We start from the raw sequence: 21,116 nt of genomic DNA on the forward strand, positions 1-21,116 counted from the left end.
GGCAGGGTCACTTCAGCCTGCTGGACGCCAGGACGGAGACCAGGTGCAGCAGGGTCTGCAGGAGCGCGATGCCGGCCATCACGGCCACGGTGAGGCGGGTGTAGAACAGGTCGCCCCCGATCGCGTCCACGACGGCCACCACGAGGATCACCAGCGACGCCTCGATGCCGAGGATCAGCCGGTGGAACTTGAGCGCCGCCGCGGCCCGGCGGGCCAGCGCCATGCCGGAGGAGCGCGGCTCGGAGGCCGCCTCCTTCACCGGCGGCAGCCCGCCCTGGTGGCGGGCCACGCCCACCAGGTCCGTCTCGGCCTTGATCAGGATCGCGCCGAGCGCGGCGAGCGTCCCGAGGAAGGCCCAGAGCCAGTCGATCCGGCCCTCGCCCCAGATGTCGGCGGCGCGCAGGCCGAGGCCGACCAGGACCGCCGCGTCGCACAGGTAGGCGGCGACCCGGTCCAGGTAGATCCCGCTGAGCGAGTACTGCTTCTTCCAGCGGGCCAGCTCGCCGTCCACACAGTCCAGCAGCAGGTAGAGCTGGACCATCAGCACCCCGAGCACGGCGCCCGGGACGCCCGGCACCAGCAGCGCCGGGGCGGCCAGGGCGCCGGCCAGCGTCATCACGTACGTCACCTGGTTCGGCGTGACGCGGGTGTTGACCAGGTAGCGGTCCACGCGCAGCGAGACCTCGCGCATGTACAGGCGTCCGGCCCAGTGCTCGCCGCTGCGCCGGTCCTTCACCCCCGGGGCGTGGACGACCGGACGGAGTTCAGCTACTGATGGTCGTCGCATAGTCGGCGTACGCGTCCCTGATCTGGTCGGTGGACAGGTTGAGGTGTTCCAGGATCGTGAAGCGCCCCGGCCGCGTCTGCGGCGCGTAGCCGACGGCTTCGACGAACTCGTCGACGCTGAACCCGATCTCCTGCGGCAGGACCGGCAGACCGTGGCGGCGCAGTATCGACGCCATCAGGAGGGACTCCTGGCGGGCGCCGCGCAGGTGCATGGCGAAGCAGGCGCCGAGGCCGACCTGCTCGCCGTGGCTGGCCGCGCGCTGGGGGTACAGCAGGTCGAAGGCGTGGTTGATCTCGTGGCAGGCGCCGGACGCCGGACGCGAGTCGCCCGCGACCGACATCGCGATGCCGGTGAGCACGAGCCCCTCGGCCAGCACCTTCAGGAAGGCGTCGTCGCCCACTCCGCCGGGGTGGCGCAGCACGGCCTCGCCCGCCTGGCGGGCCATCGCGGCCGCCAGGCCGTCGATCTCCTCGCCGTTGACCTCGTGGGCCAGCTCCCAGTCGGCGACGCAGGAGATGTTCGAGATCGCGTCGCCGATGCCGGAGCGGACGTACCGGACGGGCGCCTCACGGATCACGTCGAGGTCGATGACCACGGCGATCGGGGTGGGGACTCCGTAGGAGCCGCGCCCGTTGTCGTTGTCCAGCGTGGCGACCGGCGAGCACAGGCCGTCGTGGGAGAGGTTCGTCGCGACGGCGACCAGGGGCAGCCCGACCCGCGCCGCGGCGTACTTCGCCACGTCGATGATCTTGCCGCCGCCGAGGCCGACCACGGCGTCGTACCGGTTGCCCTTGATGCCGTCGGCGAGCTTCACCGCGGAGTCGATCGTGCCGTCGGACACCGGGTACCAGTCGGCGCCCGGCAGGACCGGGGCGAGCCTCTCCTTGAGGGCGCGCCCGGAGCCGTCGCTGATCGCGATGGCGAGCTTGCCCGACGAGGAGATCCGCTGATCGGCCAGAAGACCCGCCAGATCGTCCATGGCGCCCCGTCGGATGTCGACGACGACCGGGGACGGAATGAGCCGGGTCAGTACTGGCACGCGATCTCCCGGCCCTTGGCGAGGTCGTCGTGGTTGTCGATCTCGACCCAGGTCACGGTGCCGATCGGAGCCACGTCCACGGTGAAGCCGCGGTTGACGAGCTCCTGGTAGCCGTCCTCGTAGTAGAGGTCGGGGTCGCGCTCGAAGGTGGCCTTCAGGGCGTCCGCCAGCTCCTCGGCGGCCTCGGCCTCGATGAGGGTGACGCCGATGTACTCGCCGGTGGCGGTGGCCGGGTCCATCAGCTTGGTGATGCGCTGGACGCCCTTGCCCTCCGCGGTGATCACCTTCATCTCCTCGTCGGCGAGCGCCTTCTCGGTGTCCAGGGCGAGGATGATCTTCCGGCCCTGGCCGCGGGCGTCCAGGAGGGTCCTCTCCACGGAGACCGGGTGCACGGTGTCGCCGTTGGCGAGGATCACGCCGCGCTTGAGGACGTCACGGGCGCACCACAGGGAGTAGGCGTTGTTCCACTCCTCGGCCTTGTCGTTGTCGATCAGCGTGAGGGTGACGCCGTAGGTCGCCTCCAGCTCGGCCTTGCGGGCGTAGACGGCCTCCTTGCGGTAGCCGACGACGATCGCGACCTCGGTGAGTCCGACCTCGGCGAAGTTGGCCAGCGTGAGGTCGAGGACCGTCTTGTCGCCGTCGACAGGGACGAGCGCCTTGGGGAGCGTGTCCGTGTAGGGGCGCAGACGTCGTCCTGCACCGGCTGCCAGTACGAGGCCGATCATGCGAGTTCTCCTTCGTCGTGTACGGCGGGGGCCGAGGAGGACACCCAGAAGCGGATGGACTCCACGAGCACCACCAGAGCCACGGCGACCGCGAGTGCGGTCAGGGCCGTGGTGAAACCTGAGGCGTGGGTGAGTACGGCGGCGAGGACGGCCACCAGCGCGGTACGGCCCTCGTGTCCACCGATCGTCCGCACCAGCCACTGGGGCGGCGCGCCGGTGCCTCCGCGGATGCGGTACACCGTGTCGTAGTGATGGTAGGCGACGGCCGAGACGAGCCCGAAGGCCGCCGGAACGGCGTGCGGGACGTCGCTGCGGACCGCCAGTACGAGGATCGTGACGTACTCCCCCGCCCGGAAGAACGGGGGCACCAGCCAGTCGAGCGCGCCCTTGAGCGGGCGGGCGACGGCCAGGCCGGAGAGGAGCGCGTACACCGCGGCGGCTGCGACGGTGAGCCAGCTTCCGTACGGGAGGAAGAGGGCGGCGCCGATCATCACGAGGGCGCCGAGCAGGGCCGTCGCCGGGGCCGTGAACGTGCCCGGGAGGCCGGGGGCGACGGCGGCGACGGCCCGGGCGAGCGGGCCGGAGTCGGCGAGGTCCGCGAGCGCCCGCGCGGCCCGGTCGGTGCGGTGGGCCCGGCGGGTCAGCGAGCGCAGCAGGCGGCCCGCGGTGGTGTAGCAGGCGGCCAGGGAGCAGCCGACGAGCAGGGCGTAGAAGACGATGCGCGGGGTGGTGAGCGCGGTGAGCACCGCGATCATCGCCCAGCGCTCGCCGATCGGCAGCACGATCATCCGGCGCGCCCAGACCGTCCAGCCGACGCTGTCGAGCTTGTCGGAGAGGGCGGCGGTGGGACTGGTGTTGGCGACCGCGTCGTGGTTGGCCTCGTTGAACGAGAAGTCCACGACGTGGCGGCAGGCCTGGAGGACCATCGCGCCCAGCGCGAGGGCCCATACGTCGTCACTGCCGCCGCGTACGGCGCCGATGGCGAGCCCGGCGTAGTACGCGTACTCCTTGGCCCGGTCGAAGGTGGCGTCCAGCCAGGCGCCCATCGTGGAGTACTGGAGCGAGTAGCGGGCGAGCTGCCCGTCGGTGCAGTCCAGCACGAACGAGACGAGGAGCAGGATGCCCGCCGCGACGTAGCCGCTCCGGGTTCCGGTGGCCGCAGCGCCCGCCGCGACGAGCGCGGTGATCAGCGAGGCGGTGGTGACCTGGTTCGGGGTGAGGCCGCGGCGGGCGCACCAGCGGGCGATGTAGCGGGAGTACGGGCTGATGCCGTAGGTGGTGAAGAAGCCGTCGTGGGCCTTGACCGCGCTGCGCAGCCGTACCGTCTCGTCGTCGACGGAGGCGAGACCGGCCTCGGCGGCGGCCTGCTGCTCCGGATCGGTGGGGACGGCCGCGACGAGCGAACCGAGGGCGGGGCGCTGTACGGCGATGCCCTCGGCCTCCAGCGCGACGGCGATACGGCCCGGAACCGTGCGGTCCTCGGGCGCCGGGTCGGCGTCCGGATCGACGACGGGGGCGCCCGCGCCGACGGCCGCCGTGGTGCGTCGCAGCGCGCGCAGCAGGGCGCCGCGCGCCTCCGGCTGGGCGGTGAGCGCGCCGGGGACCGCGGCGGCCGGGAAGCGCGGGTCGGTCAGCCCGAGCCGCAGCGCGTGGACGTGGCCCACGAAGCGCGGATCGACGAGGGCGACCCGGCGGCCGGCCGGGACGGCGGCGAGGAGGGATGCGGCGTCACCGGCGTCGGCGGCGGTCTGCACCTCGAAGCCCAGGGACCGCAGGTCGTCCGCGAGCGACGACCCGGGTACCGGCGTACCGGTGAGGATGGCGGTCGACAGACGAACTCACTCCTTGGCACTGGCGTGGACGGCACACCGGGGCGCGGCCACATGGCGGGCCGGCGGTATGTCGGCTGAGGCTATCGGATGAACGGAAGGCCGAGTTCACCGCCCGTTTGTGCGCCGTTCGGGTGGACCCGCGAGCCCGCCCGGCGCCGGCGATCATCATCATCGATCGGGGCCCCGGCCCACAAACCGCCGGTCGGTCCCGGGCGGCGGGACGCTTAGGCTGGCGGTCATGACATGGCTGATCACAGGCGGGGCGGGGTACATCGGGGCACACGTGGCACGCGCCATGGTCGCGGCGGGCGAGCGGGTCGTGGTGCTCGACGACCGCTCCAGCGGCCTGGTGGACCGGCTGCCGGAGTCCGTCACGGTGGTGGAGGGCTCCGCCTCGGACCGGGCCCTGGTGGAGAGGGTGCTCACCGGCCACGGGGTGAGCGGTGTGGTGCATCTCGCGGCGAAGAAGCAGGTCGGCGAGTCCGTGGAGAAACCGCTGCTGTACTACCGGGAGAACGTCGCCGGGCTGGCCGTCCTGCTGGAGGCCGTGGTCGCGGCGGGGGTGCCGCGTTTCCTGTTCTCCTCCTCGGCGGCCGTCTACGGCGTACCGGACGTGGGCCTGATCACCGAGGAGACGCCCTGCCTGCCGATCAACCCGTACGGCGAGACCAAGCTCGCCGGGGAGTGGCTGGTGCGGGCCGCGGGCAGGGCCCACGGGATCTCGACCGCCTGTCTGCGCTACTTCAACGTGGCGGGCGCGGCGGCCCCGGAGCTGGCGGACACCGGGGTCTTCAACATCGTGCCGATGATGTTCGAGCGCGTCACGCGGGGCGAGGCCCCGAGGATCTTCGGGGACGACTACCCGACGCCGGACGGCACCTGCGTCCGCGACTACATCCACGTCGCGGACCTGGCGGAGGCGCACCTCGCCGTCGCGCGGCGGCTGGACGGGGCGGGCGCCGGCGACCTGACGCTGAACGTGGGCCGGGGCGAGGGCGTCTCGGTGCGGGAGCTGGCCGAGGTGATCGGCGAGGTGACGGGGCACGAGCTGACGCCGGTGGTGGAACCGCGCCGGGCCGGTGACGCCCCGAAGGCGGTGGCCTCGGCGGCGCGGATCGCCGAGGAGGTGGGCTGGACGGCCCGGCGGGGTGTGCGGGAGATGGTGGAGTCGGCCTGGGAGGGCTGGTGCCTGCGCCACCCCGAGGCCCGGGCACGGCGGTGCCCTTGACCGTGGCGGCGGGGCGGCGTCCCGGGCCGTGTCCGCACGGGGGCGCCCCGGACCGTGGCCGCGCCGGGGCTTCCCGGACCGTGTCCGCCCCGGGGGCTCCCCGGTCGTCGGCGCTCTGACCTGCGGAACGTTTCCGCAGGTCAGAGCAGATGACAACGGTGTTCAGTCCCGTGTTGCCCGATACCCCCCACCCGTAGTTCACTGGGCCGGGCCGGGCGGTTCCGCGCCGGCACGTCCTACGGAGCTGGAGGCGTTTCGCATGGGGGCTGGCCACGATCACGGGCACACGCACGGCGGGCCGCCTCCGACGGGCACGGCGGCCGCCGCGTACCGGGGCAGGCTCCGGGTCGCCCTGGCGATCACCCTGGGCGTGATGGTCATGGAGATCGTCGGCGGCGTGCTCTCCGACTCGCTGGCCCTGATCGCGGACGCCGCCCACATGGCCACCGACGCCCTGGGGCTCGGCATGGCCCTGCTCGCCATCCACTTCGCCAACCGCCCGCCCTCCCCGCACCGCACCTTCGGCTTCGCCCGTGCGGAGATCCTGGCCGCGCTCGCCAACTGCCTGCTGCTGCTCGGCGTCGGCGCCTACCTCGTCTACGAGGCGGTGGAACGGTTCATCACCCCGGCCGAGACGAAGGGCGGGCTCGCCATCGTGTTCGCCGCCGTCGGGCTGGTGGCCAACGTCGTCTCCCTCTCCCTGCTGATGCGCGGGCAGAAGGAGAGCCTGAACGTGCGGGGCGCCTACCTGGAGGTGATGGCCGACACCCTGGGTTCGCTCGCCGTGATCGTCGCGGCGGGCGTCATCATGGCGACCGGCTGGCAGGCCGCCGACCCGATCGCCTCGCTGGTGATCGGCCTGATGATCGTCCCCCGGACGGTGAAGCTGCTGCGGGAGACCCTGAACGTGCTCCTGGAGGCGGCTCCCAAGGGCGTGGACATGGCGGAGGTACGGGCTCACATCACGGCGCTGCCCGGGGTCCTCGACGTCCACGACCTGCACGCCTGGACGATCACCTCGGGCATGCCGGTCCTCTCGGCGCATGTGGTGGTGCGCCAGGAGATGCTGGACTCGATAGGGCACGAGAAGGTGCTGCACGAGTTGCAGGGCTGCCTCGGGGACCACTTCGACGTGGAGCACTGCACCTTCCAGCTGGAGCCGAGCGGTCACGCGGAGCACGAGGCGCGCCTCTGCCACTGAGGCGTCACGGACGCCGTCCGCACACCCCCCGCGTACCGGGCGGTCCGGCAGGTTTTCACGGTGCCGGACGCCGGGGTGCCGGCCCCGGCCCCGGGGGGGGCTCCGTTCCCCTTCCGGCGGGCGTGATCCGTCGTCCGGCGGCCTCCGGGGCCGACGGGCCGTCCGCCACGCCGCCCCCGCCGGGTGCGGCGGGACGGACATGCCCGGACCCGAAGTACGGACAAGCGGCTTTTGTGCGGCAGACTTGACCGGACTCCAGGGGCCCGGCGCACCAGGCCGGGGACCAAAGCGAAGGATGGGTATGCCGACCACACCAGCCACCGCGACGCACAGCTCGTCGGACGGAACCGCAGACGCGATCATGCTCGAACTGGTCGACGAGAACGGCACCACCATCGGCACCGCGGAGAAGCTGGCGGCCCATCAGGCCCCGGGCCAGCTGCACCGCGCCTTCTCCGTCTTCCTCTTCGACGAGCAGGGGCGGCTGCTCCTTCAGCGCCGGGCGCTCGGCAAGTACCACTCCCCCGGCGTCTGGTCGAACACCTGCTGCGGCCACCCCTATCCGGGCGAGGCCCCGTTCGCGGCAGCCGCCCGGCGTACGCACGAGGAGCTGGGGATCTCGCCCTCGCTGCTGGCCGAGGCGGGCACGGTCCGCTACAACCACCCGGACCCGGCCTCGGGGCTGGTGGAGCAGGAGTTCAACCACCTGTTCGTGGGGATGGCGCAGGAGGCGCTGAAGCCGGACCCGGAGGAGGTCGGGGAGACGGCCTTCGTGACGGCGGCGGAGCTGGCGGAGCGGCACGCGCGGACGCCGTTCTCGGCCTGGTTCATGACGGTGCTGGACGCGGCGCGGCCGGCGATCCGCGAGCTGACGGGGGACTCGGCGGGCTGGTGAGGACCGCCCGGCCCCGGGGTACGCGTGCCCCGCCGCCGGGACGTTCGCGGGGCGGCCAGAGCTGCGTCTTCAACGGTCAGAGCTGCGTCTTCAACGGCAGCACCGCCCAGATGGTCTTGCCGCCGCTCGCGGTGTGCTCGACGTCGCAGGTGCCGCCCGCCTCCGCGGTGATCACCTTGACCAGCAGCAGGCCCCGGCCGCCGGTCTGCGCGTAGTCCGTCTCCAGGGCGGTGGGGCGGTAGGGGTGGTTGTCCTCGACCGAGACCCGGACCCGGTCGGCGGCGACGGCCACCTCGACGGCCAGCTCGGGCGAGAGCAGCGCCGCGTGTTTGACGGCGTTGGTGACCAGCTCCGAGACGATCAGCAGCAGCCCCTGGAGGACGTCGTCCTCGATCGGCACGCCCTGCCGATCGAGGAGGTCGCGTACGGCGTGCCGGGCGCTGGGCACGGAGGCGTCCACGGCGGGGGCGGTGAAGCGCCACACCCCCTCGTACGACACGGGGTCGGCGGGGGCACTCCCGAGGCTCTCCATCGTCCGGCACCAGCTCTCACTCGCACTGCACTGACCGTCGAGTAAAGAGTGTTGGGAATGGCTTGGTCCGCCCCGTGCCACTGGCCGGAAGTAGCGAGGTATCGGCGCTATTTGACCAAACGTGCGGAACCTTGCACGGCCCTGGACTATTTCTGTTTTCTTTCCGGCGACTTGCTCCGCCTGCCGCCGTGCGGCGCCCTCTCGTCGCGTCGCCCCGACACCGCGCCCACGATGCGCCGGCCGCCGAGGCCGAGGGCGAGCAGGCCGAGCCCGTCGAACAGCAGCGCCAGCGAGAAGAAGCAGCCCAGGACGTACAGACTGCTGTGCGGCCAGTCGAACAGCACCAGCAGGCCCAGCAGCAGGCCGAAGGCGCCCTGGAGCAGCGTCCACCCCATCTGCGGACCGCGTACCACGACGCTGCCGACGAGCCGGAAGACTCCGCCGGTCAGGAAGAGCAGGGCGGCGAACATGGTCAGCGCCTCGGCCGTGCCCTCGGGGTGCTTGATGACGACGACGCCCGCGGCGAGGTTGAGGGCCGCGACCACGACACCCAGCCAGAAGTAGTTCGTGCCGCGCGAATCGATCGCGTGCAGCAGCCCGACCAGGCCGCCGACGAGCAGCAGCCACCCGAAGAGGAGCATCGAGGTGAGGGTGGCCACGCCGGTGTAGACGAGGCCCAGGGCCCCCGCGATCACCAGGAGGGCGCCGAGCAGGGCGAGCCGGCCGAAACTGCGGTTCAGCCTCCGGCCCTCGGCGGTCGGTTCGTTCATCGACGGCTCCTCACGGTGCGTGACCGGATCGCACCCCCTTCTTGATCATAGGTTCGAACCGTGGGGATAGCATCCGGCGCATGGACCGTACGGAACCTCGGCTCGTCGCGACCGTCGAGCACGGCGTCGCCACCGTCGTGATCGCCAACCCCGCCAAGCGCAACGCCATGACCCCCGCGATGTGGCGGAGCCTGCCGGAGCTGCTGGAGCGGCTGGCGGCCGATCCGGCGGTCCGGGTGCTGGTGCTGACCGGGGCCGGTGACACGTTCTGCGCCGGGGCCGACATCTCCACGTTGCGGGAGGGCGCGGAGACCGCGCAGGGCCTGGCGGTGGCAGCCGAGGAGGCGCTCGCGGCGTTCCCCCGGCCGACGCTGGCGGCGGTACGCGGCTACTGCGTGGGCGGCGGCAGCCAGCTGGCCGCCGCCTGCGATCTGCGGTTCGCGGAGGAAGGGGCCTCCTTCGGGGTCACCCCGGCCAAGCTGGGCATCGTCTACCCCGCCTCCTCGACCCGGCGGCTGGTCGCCCTGGTGGGTCCGGCCACGGCCAAGCACCTGCTGTTCTCCGGCGAGCTGATCGGCACGGAACGGGCGCTGCGCACCGGCCTGGCCGACGAGGTGCTGCCGGCGGGCGGCCTGGACGAGCGGGTCGAGGAGTACGTACGGGTGCTGGCGTCGCGCTCCCGGCTCACTCAGGCGGCGGCGAAGGAGTTCGCGGCGGGGCGGACGGACCGGGAGGCGCACTGGGCCGGCGAGGCGCGGGGCAGCGCGGACGCGGCGGAGGGCGTCGCCGCCTTCCTGGAGCGGCGGGCGCCCCGCTTCACCTGAGGGCCGCCCCGCGCCCCGGCGGGCCGCCGGTACCGCCGGGGCGAGGGGGCGAACGGCAGGGTCTACCGCGCGCCGTGGCGGCTCCTGGCCCGCCACTCCTCGACGAGGGCCGCCGGCGCCTTCTCGGGCGAGCCGCTGTCGTAGGGCGGCTGCGGGTCGTACTCCGTGAGGAGCTGCACCGAGCGCGCCACGTCGTCGCCCGCGATCCGGCCGAGCAGGGTCAGACCCATGTCGATGCCGGAGGAGACGCCGGCGGCGGTGACGTACTTGCCGTCGAGGACGACGCGTTCCCCGGTGGGCTCGGCGCCGAACTCCTTCAGCGCCTCCAGCGCCAGCCAGTGCGAGGTGGCCCGCCGGCCCGTGAGCAGTCCGGCGGCGGCCAGCAGCAGCGACCCCGTGCAGACCGAGGTCGTCCAGGTGGTGGCGGCGTCGGCCGAGCGCAGCCATCCGAGCAGGGCCTCGTTCTCCATCTGGTCGCTCTGGCCGGGGCCGCCGGGCACGATCACCACGTCGGGGGACGGGACCTCGGCGAGCGTCCTCTCCGCGACCAGCGCGAGGCTTCCGGTGTCGTTGCGGACGGGACCGGTCCGCTCGGCGACGAAGACGGTCTCGGCGCCGGGCGTGCGGCTGAGGATCTCGTAGGGGCCCACCGCGTCCAGGGCGGTGAAGCGGTCGAAGAGCACGATGGCGATCTGCACGGGAACGGCCTCTCTGTCGGTCGGTCAGGGGGTGCGGTTCAGGTGCCCGTACGGTTCAGGCACGGGGTGCGGGCAGGGGGGCGCGGAAGCGGCGGCGGTATTCGGCGGGCGCGGTCGCCAGCGTCTTGACGAAGGCCCGCCGCATGGCCTCCGAAGTGCCGTAGCCACTGGCGCGGGCGACCTGCTCGACGCCCTCGGCCGTGTCCTCCAGGAGGCGGCGCGCGTGCTCCAGGCGGACGCGCTCGACGTACCGTCCCGGCGTCGTCCCGGTCTCCGCCCGGAACGCGCGGGCGAAGTGCCGGGGCGAGAGCCGGGCGCGCGCCGCCAGGGCGTCGACCCCGAGGTCGGCGGCCGGGTTCCGGTCGATCCAGAGCTGGACCTCGCGCAGCGGTTCGCGCTGCGCGGTCTGGGCGCTGAGCTGGGCGCTGAACTGGGCCTGGTTGCCCGGGCGGCGCAGGAACACCACGAGGTGCCGGGCGATGTCCAGCGCGAGCTCCCGCCCGTGGTCCTCCTCGACGAGCGCGAGGGCGAGGTCGATTCCGGCGGTGACACCCGCCGACGTGGCCAGCCTCCCGTCCCGTACGAAGATCGGTTCGGGGACGACCTCGACGGCCGGGAAGTCGCGGGCCAGCCGCTCGCAGTAGTTCCAGTGGGTGGTGACCCGGTGGCCGTCCAGCAGCCCCGCTCCGGCCAGCAGCAGCGCCCCGGTGCAGACGGAGACGAGCCGGTCCGCCCGGGGTGCGTGCTCGCGCAGCCAGCCGGTCAGCTCCGGGTGGGAGCCGCGGGTGCCCCGGCCGCCGGGGACCAGCAGGGTGTGCGGTACGGGCGCCTCGGCCAGGCGGCCGTCGGGAACCAGGGTGAGGCCGCTGGTGGAGCGGACCGGGCCGCCGTCGAGCGAGGCGGTCCGCAGGTCGTAGGAGACCCCCTCCGCGCGGGAGGCGCCCGCGAAGACCTCCATGGGGCCGCTCACATCGAGGCTCTGGACGCCGTCGAACAGGACGACGAGCACGGTTCGCTGCTTCACGTCCGCCATCCTGGGCGGCGGGCGGTGATGGCCGCAATGACGCGTACCCCACCTTTTCTGCCACGGTCCGGCCCGGCGCATCCGTCCGCCGTCTTCCGGGCGCGGCCCGCCGCCCCGGGGTTCCCTGCCGTACCGACCAGTCGGTAACGTTCTGGTATGGATACTCTCCCGGCCCGCGCGGAACGCCGCTGCCACAACGCCGTCAACCCGCTGCACTCCTGTCTCTTCTTCTCCCCCGACCTGGGCGCGGAGATGGGGAAGATCGGCATCGAGGACCCGGCCGCCGCCTACTTCGCGACCCGGGCCGCCGCGCTCGGCGCGGTCGGCGCGGGCGCCGTAGCCGCCGCCTTCTACAACTTCAACCCGGTGCTGGTGGCCCGCCATGTGCCGGCGGTCTGGGAGACCGCCGGTCCCGAGGTGGTCCTCGGAGCCCGGCTGCGGGCGGCGGACACGACGCTGCGCCGGCTGCTCGGCGAGGAGGCCGTCGCCTCCGAGGAGATGGCGGAGGCGGCCCGCCTCGCGCTGCGCGCCACCGAGGCGTGCACCCCGCACGCCCGTCCGCTGTACGCCGCGCACGCGGACCTCCCGGTGCCCGAGGAGCCGCACCTGGCGTTCTGGCACGCGGCGACGCTGCTGCGCGAGCACCGGGGCGACGCACATCTCGCCGCCCTGCTCACGGCCGGCCTGGACCCGCTGGAGTCGCTGGTCAGCCACACGGCCACCGGGAAGGGCATGGCGATCGGCTGGATCCTCTCCTCCCGCGGCTGGCGCCGCACCGACTGGGAGGCGGCCTGCGGTCGGCTGCGGGAGCGCGGACTGCTGGAGGCGGGCGGGGAACTGGCGCTGACCGAGGCGGGGACGGCGCTGCGCGCGGAGGTCGAGGAGGCGACGGACCGCATGGACGTCGCCCCGTACGCGCACCTGGGCGCGGACGGCGTGGAGCGGCTCACCGAGCTGGCGCGCGGCTTCCTCTTCACGGCCGCGGCGGCGGGAGCCTTCCCGGCCGCGGCGACCGGCCGGGGCTGACCCCGCGCCGCCCGGGGCCCGGCACGCACCGCCGGGCCCGGGCGTGTCGTCCGAGGGCACGCGACACGGCGCCCGGCCACGCGGCACAATGCAGGCCCGGGGGCGCCCCGGTACAGCAAGAACGTGCTCAGCGGGACCGGGCACGGCCAGCACAGCCAGTACGAGAAGGCGAGTCGGGAAAACCGTGACGACGTCCATCGAAGGCAGGATCGCCGAGGAGCTCGGCGTACGTGAGCGGCAGGTCAGGGCGGCCGTCGAGTTGCTCGACGGCGGATCGACCGTGCCGTTCATCGCGCGCTACCGCAAGGAGGCGACCGAATCCCTCGACGATGCGCAGCTGCGCACGCTGGAGGAACGGCTGCGCTACCTGAGGGAGCTGGAGGAGCGGCGTACCGCGATCCTGGAATCCGTACGCGAACAGGGCAAGCTCGACGAGGCGTTGGAGGCGAGCATCCGGGCCGCCGAGACGAAGGCGCGCCTGGAGGACATCTACCTGCCGTTCAAGCCGAAGCGGCGGACGAAGGCGCAGATCGCCCGCGAGGCGGGGCTCGGACCGCTGGCGGACGGCCTGCTCGGCGACCCGTCGGTCGACCCGCTCGTGGCCGCCGCCGCGTTCGTGGACGGCGACAGGGGCGTCGCGGACGCGGCGGCCGCCCTGGAGGGCGCCCGCGCGATCCTCACCGAGCGGTTCTCGGAGGACGCCGACCTGACCGGCGAGCTGCGCGAGCGCATGTGGACGCGCGGCCGGCTGGCGGCGAAGGTGCGCGAGGGCCAGGAGGAGGCGGGCGCGAAGTTCGCCGACTACTTCGACTTCGCCGAGCCGTTCACCGCGCTGCCCTCGCACCGGGTCCTGGCGATGCTGCGCGGCGAGAAGGAGAACGTGCTCGACCTGGTCCTGGAGCCGGACGCGCCCGAGGCCTCGGAGCAGCCGGGTCCGACCGCGTACGAGAACATGATCGCCCGCCGCTTCGGCGTCGCGGACCGGGGCCGCCCCGGCGACAAGTGGCTCGCGGACACCGTGCGGTGGGCGTGGCGCACCCGGATCCAGGTGCACCTCGGCATCGACCTGCGGCTGCGGCTGCGCACGGCGGCGGAGGACGAGGCGGTACGGGTCTTCGCGTCGAACCTGCGCGACCTGCTGCTCGCCGCCCCGGCCGGGACGCGGGCGACGCTCGGCCTGGACCCCGGCTTCCGTACGGGGGTGAAGGTCGCGGTCGTCGACGCCACCGGCAAGGTGGTGGCCACCGATGTGATCCACCCGCACGTGCCCGCCAACAAGTGGGACCAGGCGTTGGCGAAGCTCGCCCGCCTCGCCGAGGAGCACGCGGTCGACCTGATCGCGATCGGCAACGGCACGGCGTCCCGCGAGACGGACAAGCTCGCCGGGGAACTGATCGACAAGCACCCGGAGTTGAAGCTCACGAAGGTGATGGTCTCGGAGGCGGGCGCCTCGGTGTACTCCGCCTCCGCGTTCGCCTCGCAGGAACTGCCCGACATGGACGTGTCGTTGCGCGGGGCCGTCTCCATCGCCCGGCGGCTCCAGGACCCGCTGGCCGAGCTGGTGAAGATCGATCCGAAGTCGATCGGCGTCGGCCAGTACCAGCACGACCTGTCCGAGGTGAAGCTGTCCCGTTCGTTGGACGCGGTCGTCGAGGACTGTGTGAACGGCGTCGGTGTGGACGTCAACACCGCGTCCGCGCCGCTGCTTTCGCGGGTCTCCGGCATCAGCGCGGGGCTGGCGGAGAACATCGTGGCGCACCGGGACGCCCACGGCCCCTTCCGGTCCCGCAAGGCGCTCAAGGACGTGGCACGGCTCGGCCCGAAGGCGTACGAGCAGTGCGCGGGCTTCCTGCGCATCCGGGGCGGCGACGACCCGCTGGACGGTTCCAGCGTGCACCCCGAGGCGTACCCGGTGGTGCGGAGGATGGGGAAGACGGCGGGCGGTGAAGTGGCCTCGCTGATCGGGAACACGGAGGCGCTGCGGGCGCTGCGCGCGGCGGACTTCGTGGACGACATGTTCGGGCTGCCGACCGTGACGGACATCCTCAAGGAGTTGGAGAAGCCGGGGCGCGACCCGCGTCCGGCGTTCCGTACGGCGACCTTCAAGGAGGGCGTCGAGAAGATCGGCGACCTGGAGCCGGGCATGGTGCTGGAGGGCGTCGTGACGAACGTGGCGGCGTTCGGCGCCTTCGTGGACGTCGGCGTCCACCAGGACGGGCTGGTGCACGTGTCGGCGCTGTCGAAGGCGTTCGTGAAGGACCCGCGCGACGTGGTGAAGCCCGGGGACATCGTGAAGGTCAAGGTCATGGACGTCGATGTGCCGCGCAAGCGGATCTCGCTGTCGCTGCGGCTCGACGACGAACCGGGCGCGGGCGGCGGCTCCGGCGGCGGGCAGGGCCGGGGCGAGCGGGGCGGTCGTCCGCCGAAGCAGCGCCAGGGCCAGGGGTCCGGTGGCGGCCAGGGCCGACAGGGCGGCGGCCGGGACCGGCGTGGCGGTGGCGGATCCCGTCAGGGCGGCCAGGGCGCCCCGGCCCCGGCGAACAGCGCGATGGCGGACGCCCTGCGGCGGGCCGGTCTCACCGAGCCGAAGCCGGGCGGCGGCGGCCGGGGGCGCTGAGCCCCGGGGGTCTTGGGGGGGGCGGGCCGCCGGGTGCGGCCCGCCCCCCGGGCTCGTGCAGGGAGTCGCGGTGGTGGGGCGCGGTCCGCTGAACGCGCTGCGGCGGGTCCGGCCTCTGCTGCGGGCCGATCCGCGACTGACGTGCGGTGAGGCTTCGGTGCAGTAGCCGTCAGGGGCGATCCCGGCTCTGGCGGCGCGGACGGTAAATCGGTACGTCCTGACGGGGTCTGTCGGCGAGTACAGCTGAGGCAGGAGTCCGGGGTGGGCACGATGTTCTGCCGTCACACCCACACCGGCATTCCCCTGGACGATCGCGTGGGCATCGACATGGAGGGGGCCGCGCCCGGGCTTCGCCTGTCAGGGGTGGTCGTCATCATGTGGTTATGAACAACCCGAACCTGACCACCGGCAGCGTATGGCGACTCCACCACGGCGACCACGAGATCGCCCGGCTGACTGTGACCGGCGCCGACATGCCGTGGGTCCACGCAGAGGTGGAGACACTTACTGGTTTCGCAGAGTTCCGTCCTGACTTCGCCGGGCAAGAGCGGGCCATTGATGAGGAGGACTGGGAGCGGGCCGAGGCCTGCTGCACCCGGATCCAAAGCGCACTCACTCTGACGTTTCCCGACGGCAGCCCGGTCGCGGAGTTCATGTTGCACATCCACGACGACGGCACCGCCGGCTGGCGCTGGTACGACGAGTCCTTCGACGGGATGGGCCAGTGATGCGCTGGGTGCGCTGCCTCTGGGACGAGGAAGGCATCTCGTTCTCCTTCGAACTCGACGCTGACGGATACGTGATCCGGCAAGTCGAGCTTCAAGAGCCCGGAGGCGAGGCTTTGGCCGCCGCGTCGCTGACCGAATGGCAAGAAGCTCACAAGGGCGACCGGTCGTCGGAATACGAGAGTGTCTACGGGGTGACCGCAGAACTGCCCATTACCGCATGGGAGGGGCATGTTCCGCAGTGGCTGTCGGCCGACGAGTTCGAGAGGGTTTGGTCGACCGCCCGTCAGCAGATCGAGAACCGGCGTCCGCGACCTCCTGCCTGAACACGTCCACGACGTTCCGCACGATGATCAGCCGCTTGCGGGCACGAGGTGGTCGCCCAGCAGCACCAGGACATGTCCGCTGCACGCCGCGCCCCGAAGTCCGAGGGCTTCCCCGAGGTCCTCTACTCCGGCAGCCTCTGTCGGCTCCTGCCGTACCAGGAGCCTCCGGCGGCGTCGTCTGTCGGGCGATGCGCACGCCGATGTGTCCGGGCGCGCCGCGTCCTCCACATGGCGCCCACGTCCTGCTCAGACTTCCTTGACCCGGCCGTCCGCCACTTCGACGCGGCGGGTGGTGCGGACCGCCTCCAGCATCCGCCGGTCGTGCGTGACCAGCAGCAGGGTGCCGGTGTACGTCTCCAGGGCCGCCTCCAACTGCTCGATGGCGGGCAGGTCCAGATGGTTCGTCGGCTCGTCGAGCACCAGGAGGTTGACGCCCCGGCCCTGGAGCAGGGCGAGGGCCGCACGGGTGCGCTCCCCCGGCGACAGGCTGGTGGCGGGGCGCGTCACATGGTCCGCGCGCAGCCCGAACTTGGCGAGCAGGGTGCGGACTTCGGCCGGCTCGGTGTCGGGCACGGCCGTGCAGAACGCGTCCAGCAGCGTCTGCGCGCCGAGGAACAGCTTGCGGGCCTGGTCCACCTCGCCGACGACGACGCCCGAACCCAGCGCCGCGTGACCGGAGTCCAGCGGCAGCCGCTCCAACAGGGCCGCCAGCAGGGTGGACTTCCCCGCCCCGTTGGCCCCGGTGATGGCGACCCGGTCCGCCCAGTCGATCTGGAGCGAGGCGGGGCCGAAGGTGAAGTCGCCGCGTACCACGCGTGCTTCGCGCAGCGTCGCGACGACGGAGCCCGACCGCGGGGCGGAGGCGATCTCCATCCGCAGCTCCCACTCCTTGCGGGGCTCCTCCACGGTGTCGAGGCGTTCGATCATGCGCTGGGTCTGGCGGGCCTTCGCGGCCTGCTTCTCGCTGGCCTCGCTGCGGGCGTTGCGGCCGAGCTTGTCCCCGTCGGTGGCCTTGCGGCGGGCGTTCTTGACCCCCTTGTCCATCCAGGAGCGCTGCATGTGGCCGCGCGCTTCGAGGGACGCCTTCTTGTCGGCGTACTCCTCGTACTCCTCGCGGGCGTGCCTGCGGGCGGTCTCCCGCTCCTCCAGGTAGGCCGCGTAGCCGCCGCCGTACAGGGTGATCTGCTGCTGGGCGAGGTCCAGTTCGAGCACCTTGGTGACCGTGCGCATGAGGAACTCGCGGTCATGGCTGATGACGACGGTGCCCGCGCGGAGGCCGGACACGAAGCGCTCCAGGCGCTCCAGGCCGTCGAGGTCGAGGTCGTTGGTGGGCTCGTCGAGGAGGAAGACGTCGTAGCGGGAGAGGAGCAGCGAGGCGAGTCCGGCGCGGGCCGCCTGGCCGCCGGAGAGCGCGGTCATGGGCCGGTCGAGGCCCACGGTCAGCCCCAGCTCGGCGGCGACCTGCGCGGCCCGTTCCTCCAGGTCCGCGCCGCCGAGGGCGAGCCAGCGCTCCAGGGCCTCGGAGTACGCGTCGTCCGCGCCCGGGGCGCCCGCCACGAGGGCCTCGGTCGTCTCGTCCATGGTGCGCTGGGCGTCGGCGACCCCGGTGCGGCGGGCCAGGAACGCGGCCACGGTCTCGCCGTCGCGGCGCTCGGGCTCCTGCGGGAGGTGGCCCACGGTGGCGGTGGGCGGGGACAGCCGCAGCTCGCCCTCCTCCGGGCGGTCGAGTCCGGCGAGCAGGCGGAGCAGGGAGGACTTGCCCGCGCCGTTGACTCCGACGAGACCGATCACGTCCCCGGGGGCGACGACGAGGTCGAGCCCGGCGAAGAGCGTGCGGTCGCCGTGTCCGGCGGCGAGGTCCTTGGCGACGAGGGTGGCAGTCATCAGGGTGCCGATCCTAGTCTCCGCCGGGTGGTGCCCGCGGCCCTGCCGCCCCTGGCCGGGGGATTCCCGTTTCGGTTAGCGTCCGGGCAGCGACGGACGCGTGGCGGGAGGACAGGGGTGACCCCGATGGCGGATGTGATCGTGGTGGGCGGCGGGGTCGTCGGTCTCACCACCGCCGTGACGCTGGCGGAGCGCGGGCTGCGGGTGCGGGTCTGGTCGCGGGATCCGGCCGGTTCCACGACGTCGGCGGTGGCGGGGGCGCTGTGGTGGCCGTACCGGATCGAGCCGGCGGAGCGGGTGGGCGGCTGGGCGCTGGAGACGCTGGCGGTCTACGAGGGGCTGGCCGCCGCTCCGGAGGAGACCGGCGTACGGCGGGTGGCGGGGTTGCACGGCGGGGAGCGGCTCGCGGCGCTCGGGGCGTGGGCCGCGGGGTTGAAGGACGCCGCGGAGACGCCCGAAGGGCTGCGCGTGACCCTGCCGCTGCTGGACATGCCGGTCCATCTGGCGTGGCTGGAGCGGCGGCTTGTGGCGGCGGGCGGGGTGGTGGAGCGGCGGGCCGTGTCGGGGTTCGGCGAGGCGGCGAAGGTGAGCCCGGTGGTGGTGAACTGCACGGGGCTCGGGGCGCGCGAACTGGTGCCCGACGCCGGGGTGCGGCCGGTGCGGGGGCAGCTGGTCGCGGTGGAGAACCCTGGGATCGGGGAGTGGTACACCGAGGCGGATCCGGCATCGGACGCGACGACGTACTTCTTCCCGCAGCCGGGGCGGCTGGTGCTGGGCGGTACGGCCGAGGCGGACGATCCGCGTACGGAGCCCGATCCGCGGACCGCTCGGGAGATCGTGGCGCGGTGCGCGCGGATCCGGCCGGAGATCGCCGGGGCGCGGGTGCTCGGGCACCGGGTGGGGCTGCGTCCGGCGCGGGAGGCCGGGGTGCGGATCGAGGCGGAGGCGCTGCGGGGCGGCGGTCTGCTGGTGCACAACTACGGGCACGGCGGCGCGGGCGTGACCGTGGCCTGGGGCTGCGCGCGGACGGCGGCGGCGCTGGTGGGGTGAGGGGCCGGGCGCATGGGGGGCGGGGGCTCTGTCGGTGTGGGCGGCGCACGGCCGGAGCCCGCGGCCGGTGTGCGGTCGCGGGCTCCGGGCGGGCGTGCGGCTGAGCGGCTGAGCGGCTGAGCGGCTACAGAGTCAGTCGGCGGGCCGCTCCTTCTTCTCCGTGGAGAGGGCGGAGGTGGCCGTGGAGCCCGAGCCGCCGGACTCGTGCTGGTGGCGCTCGTCCGTGACCGGCGTGGTGCCGGGGCCGATGCGGATCTCGAAGTCGCCGTCGTACTTGGCGTGCCCCTCGATCACCGCGGACTCGACCGCCTCCACGCCGAACTCCCGGCGGACGATCTGCGGGTCCTTGCGCAGGTCCCGCATCAGGGCCACGCACATCCCGAGCATCACGATGACGAAGGGGGCCGCCACCAGGATGGTGAGGTTCTGGAGCCCTTGGAGCGCGTTGTCCTTGCCCTCGCCGATGAGCAGCATGATCGCGGCCACGGCCCCCGTCACGACGCCCCAGAAGACGACGACCCACGTGCCGGGTTCCAGGACGCCCTTCTGCGAGAGGGTGCCCATGACGATCGAGGCGGCGTCGGCGCCGGAGACGAAGAAGATGCCGACCAGGACCATCACGAGGATGCAAGTGACCGTGGCGATCGGGAACTCCTGGAGAACGCCGAACAGCTGCGCCTCGGGGGTGTCGGCGCCCTGGAGCCTGCCGGCCTCGTCCAGCTTCATGGCCGAGCCGCCGAAGACGGCGAACCAGATCAGGCTGACGGTGCTGGGCACCAGGATGACGCCGCCGACGAACTGGCGGATCGTGCGGCCGCGGCTGATCCGGGCGATGAACATGCCGACGAAGGGCGTCCAGGAGATCCACCAGGCCCAGTAGAAGACCGTCCAGCTGCCGAGCCAGTCCGCGACGTCGCCGCCGCCCGTGGCCTCGGTGCGCCCGGCGAGCTGCCCGAGGTCGCTGAGGTACGCGCCGATGGAGGTGGGCAGCAGGTCGAGCACGATGATCGTGGGGCCCGCGACGAAGACGAAGACCACCAGGAGCAGGGCCAGCACCATGTTGGTGTTGGACAGCCACTGGATGCCCTTCTCGACGCCGGAGACCGCGGAGAGGACGAAGCAGACGGTCAGCGCGGCGATGACGGCGACCAGCAGGCCGGTGCCGGTCTTCTCCATCCAGCCCAGCTCCTCGAAGCCGCTGCCGATCTGCAGCGCCCCGAGACCGAGCGAGGCGGCGGAGCCGAACAGGGTGGCGAAGATGGCCAGGATGTCGATGAAGCGGCCGAAGCCGCCGTAGGCGTGCCGCTTGCCGATCAGGGGCTCGAAGACGGCGCTGATCGTCTGCCGCCGGCGCCGCCGGTAGGCGCTGTACGCGATGGCCAGCCCGACCACGGCGTAGATGGCCCAGGGGTGCAGCGTCCAGTGGAAGAGGGTGGTGGCCATGGCCGTCTGCTGGGCTTCGGCCGCGGTGGCGGGGTCGGTGCCGGGCGGCGGGGTGCGGAAGTGGGCGAGCGGCTCGCTCACGCCGTAGAACATCAGCCCGATGCCCATGCCGGCGCTGAACATCATGGCGACCCAGGAGGTGGTCCGGAACTCCGGCTTCTCGGCCTCCTGCCCCAGGCGGATCTTGCCGTACCGGCTGATGGCCAGCCACAGCGCGAAGACGACGAAGCCCGAGGCGGTCAGCATGAAGGCCCAGCCGCCGTTGTGGATCAACCCCTCCAGCAGCGTGCTGGACACGCTCTCCAGGGAGTCCGTGGCCGTCGCCCCCCACACGACGAAGGCGAGCGTGAGGACGGCCGTGACACCGAACACCACTCGGTCGGTGGTGGGCGCTCTGGCGCTGACCGGTTCGGGGGGAAGGTCGGCTGTGACCGCCAGCCCTTCCCGCCCCTCCGCTGTCTGGTCGTCCTGGGACACAAATGGCACCTTT

20 protein-coding genes are annotated in these 21,116 nt (G+C 72.9%); 10 read left to right on the forward strand and 10 right to left on the reverse strand.

Annotated features, from left to right (window positions below; all coding sequences use genetic code 11):
• Nucleotides 1–7: 7 nt before the first annotated feature.
• From ACH4K1_RS30520 to ACH4K1_RS30535, 4 genes are read right to left on the reverse strand one after another with little or no spacing between them, the layout of a single operon-like run.
• Entirely contained in the window at nt 8–787 is a 780-nt protein-coding gene (locus ACH4K1_RS30520; protein WP_228989336.1) for a CDP-alcohol phosphatidyltransferase family protein, read from the reverse strand.
• A complete protein-coding gene (locus ACH4K1_RS30525; protein ID WP_398092770.1) occupies nt 765–1,826 on the reverse strand; it encodes an iron-containing alcohol dehydrogenase family protein in 1,062 nt (353 codons plus the stop codon). The genes ACH4K1_RS30520 and ACH4K1_RS30525 overlap by 23 nt, the downstream gene beginning before the upstream one ends.
• Nucleotides 1,814–2,551 carry a sugar phosphate nucleotidyltransferase gene (locus ACH4K1_RS30530; RefSeq protein ID WP_398092771.1) on the reverse strand — a complete coding sequence of 246 codons (738 nt, stop codon included), beginning with the start codon at nt 2,549–2,551 and terminating at the stop codon, nt 1,814–1,816. Before ACH4K1_RS30530 ends, ACH4K1_RS30525 begins: the two co-directional genes overlap by 13 nt.
• Nucleotides 2,548–4,305, reverse strand: a complete 1,758-nt coding sequence (locus ACH4K1_RS30535; RefSeq protein ID WP_398092772.1) for a DUF5941 domain-containing protein — start codon at nt 4,303–4,305, stop codon at nt 2,548–2,550. The genes ACH4K1_RS30530 and ACH4K1_RS30535 overlap by 4 nt, the downstream gene beginning before the upstream one ends.
• Nucleotides 4,306–4,621: 316 nt before the next feature.
• Between ACH4K1_RS30535 and galE the strand changes: the two genes are divergently transcribed.
• The 3 genes from galE (at nt 4,622) to idi (ending at nt 7,707) form a co-directional block, all read left to right on the forward strand.
• The gene (gene galE / locus ACH4K1_RS30540) at nt 4,622–5,611 is read left to right on the forward strand and encodes a UDP-glucose 4-epimerase GalE (RefSeq protein ID WP_398092773.1); all 990 of its coding nucleotides are present in this window, start codon (nt 4,622–4,624) and stop codon (nt 5,609–5,611) included.
• 259 nt (nt 5,612–5,870) lie between these two features.
• Entirely contained in the window at nt 5,871–6,812 is a 942-nt protein-coding gene (locus ACH4K1_RS30545; RefSeq protein ID WP_398092774.1) for a cation diffusion facilitator family transporter, read from the forward strand.
• A gap of 301 nt (nt 6,813–7,113) precedes the next feature.
• Complete coding sequence (gene idi, locus ACH4K1_RS30550; RefSeq protein ID WP_398092775.1) at nt 7,114–7,707, forward strand: isopentenyl-diphosphate Delta-isomerase; 594 nt, start codon at nt 7,114–7,116, stop codon at nt 7,705–7,707.
• A 76-nt stretch (nt 7,708–7,783) separates the two neighbouring features.
• Here the strand turns inward: idi and ACH4K1_RS30555 are convergent, their stop codons facing one another.
• Both ACH4K1_RS30555 and ACH4K1_RS30560 read right to left on the reverse strand, forming a co-directional pair.
• A complete protein-coding gene (locus ACH4K1_RS30555) occupies nt 7,784–8,239 on the reverse strand; it encodes an ATP-binding protein (RefSeq protein ID WP_398092776.1) in 456 nt (151 codons plus the stop codon).
• A gap of 146 nt (nt 8,240–8,385) precedes the next feature.
• A complete protein-coding gene (locus tag ACH4K1_RS30560) occupies nt 8,386–9,009 on the reverse strand; it encodes an HdeD family acid-resistance protein (RefSeq protein WP_398092777.1) in 624 nt (207 codons plus the stop codon).
• A gap of 80 nt (nt 9,010–9,089) precedes the next feature.
• Between ACH4K1_RS30560 and ACH4K1_RS30565 the strand changes: the two genes are divergently transcribed.
• Nucleotides 9,090–9,833, forward strand: a complete 744-nt coding sequence (locus tag ACH4K1_RS30565; RefSeq protein WP_398092778.1) for an enoyl-CoA hydratase/isomerase family protein — start codon at nt 9,090–9,092, stop codon at nt 9,831–9,833.
• Nucleotides 9,834–9,895: 62 nt separating this feature from the next.
• Here the strand turns inward: ACH4K1_RS30565 and ACH4K1_RS30570 are convergent, their stop codons facing one another.
• Both ACH4K1_RS30570 and ACH4K1_RS30575 read right to left on the reverse strand, forming a co-directional pair.
• Nucleotides 9,896–10,531 (reverse strand): DJ-1/PfpI family protein, encoded by a 636-nt coding sequence (locus ACH4K1_RS30570; RefSeq protein ID WP_398092779.1) that lies wholly within the window; start codon nt 10,529–10,531, stop codon nt 9,896–9,898.
• A 55-nt stretch (nt 10,532–10,586) separates the two neighbouring features.
• Entirely contained in the window at nt 10,587–11,564 is a 978-nt protein-coding gene (locus tag ACH4K1_RS30575; RefSeq protein ID WP_398092780.1) for a GlxA family transcriptional regulator, read from the reverse strand.
• Between the two features lie 147 nt (nt 11,565–11,711).
• On the opposite strand from ACH4K1_RS30575, the gene ACH4K1_RS30580 reads away from it, so the two are divergent.
• The 5 genes from ACH4K1_RS30580 (at nt 11,712) to ACH4K1_RS30600 (ending at nt 16,249) form a co-directional block, all read left to right on the forward strand.
• On the forward strand, nt 11,712–12,581 hold the full coding sequence (locus ACH4K1_RS30580) for a hypothetical protein (RefSeq protein WP_398092781.1): 870 nt from the start codon (nt 11,712–11,714) through the stop codon (nt 12,579–12,581).
• Nucleotides 12,582–12,765: 184 nt separating this feature from the next.
• The gene (locus tag ACH4K1_RS30585) at nt 12,766–15,198 is read left to right on the forward strand and encodes a Tex family protein (RefSeq protein WP_398092782.1); all 2,433 of its coding nucleotides are present in this window, start codon (nt 12,766–12,768) and stop codon (nt 15,196–15,198) included.
• Between the two features lie 261 nt (nt 15,199–15,459).
• On the forward strand, nt 15,460–15,585 hold the full coding sequence (locus tag ACH4K1_RS30590) for a hypothetical protein (protein WP_398092783.1): 126 nt from the start codon (nt 15,460–15,462) through the stop codon (nt 15,583–15,585).
• Nucleotides 15,582–15,926: a hypothetical protein gene (locus ACH4K1_RS30595; RefSeq protein WP_398092784.1), complete on the forward strand. Its 345-nt coding sequence runs from the start codon at nt 15,582–15,584 to the stop codon at nt 15,924–15,926. The genes ACH4K1_RS30590 and ACH4K1_RS30595 overlap by 4 nt, the downstream gene beginning before the upstream one ends.
• Entirely contained in the window at nt 15,926–16,249 is a 324-nt protein-coding gene (locus ACH4K1_RS30600) for a hypothetical protein (RefSeq protein ID WP_398092785.1), read from the forward strand. Before ACH4K1_RS30595 ends, ACH4K1_RS30600 begins: the two co-directional genes overlap by 1 nt.
• A gap of 246 nt (nt 16,250–16,495) precedes the next feature.
• Here ACH4K1_RS30600 and ACH4K1_RS30605 read toward each other — a convergent pair whose 3' ends face one another.
• Complete coding sequence (locus tag ACH4K1_RS30605) at nt 16,496–18,133, reverse strand: ABC-F family ATP-binding cassette domain-containing protein (RefSeq protein WP_398092786.1); 1,638 nt, start codon at nt 18,131–18,133, stop codon at nt 16,496–16,498.
• 126 nt (nt 18,134–18,259) lie between these two features.
• Here ACH4K1_RS30605 and ACH4K1_RS30610 point away from each other — a divergent pair, with 126 nt between their 5' ends.
• Nucleotides 18,260–19,183 (forward strand): FAD-dependent oxidoreductase, encoded by a 924-nt coding sequence (locus tag ACH4K1_RS30610; RefSeq protein WP_398092787.1) that lies wholly within the window; start codon nt 18,260–18,262, stop codon nt 19,181–19,183.
• A 132-nt stretch (nt 19,184–19,315) separates the two neighbouring features.
• Here the strand turns inward: ACH4K1_RS30610 and ACH4K1_RS30615 are convergent, their stop codons facing one another.
• Nucleotides 19,316–21,103 carry a BCCT family transporter gene (locus ACH4K1_RS30615; RefSeq protein ID WP_398092788.1) on the reverse strand — a complete coding sequence of 596 codons (1,788 nt, stop codon included), beginning with the start codon at nt 21,101–21,103 and terminating at the stop codon, nt 19,316–19,318.
• Nucleotides 21,104–21,116: the final 13 nt, after the last annotated feature.

Origin of the sequence: Streptomyces sp. NPDC017448 (assembly GCF_044330565.1) — a bacterium.
GTDB lineage: Bacteria > Actinomycetota > Actinomycetes > Streptomycetales > Streptomycetaceae > Streptomyces.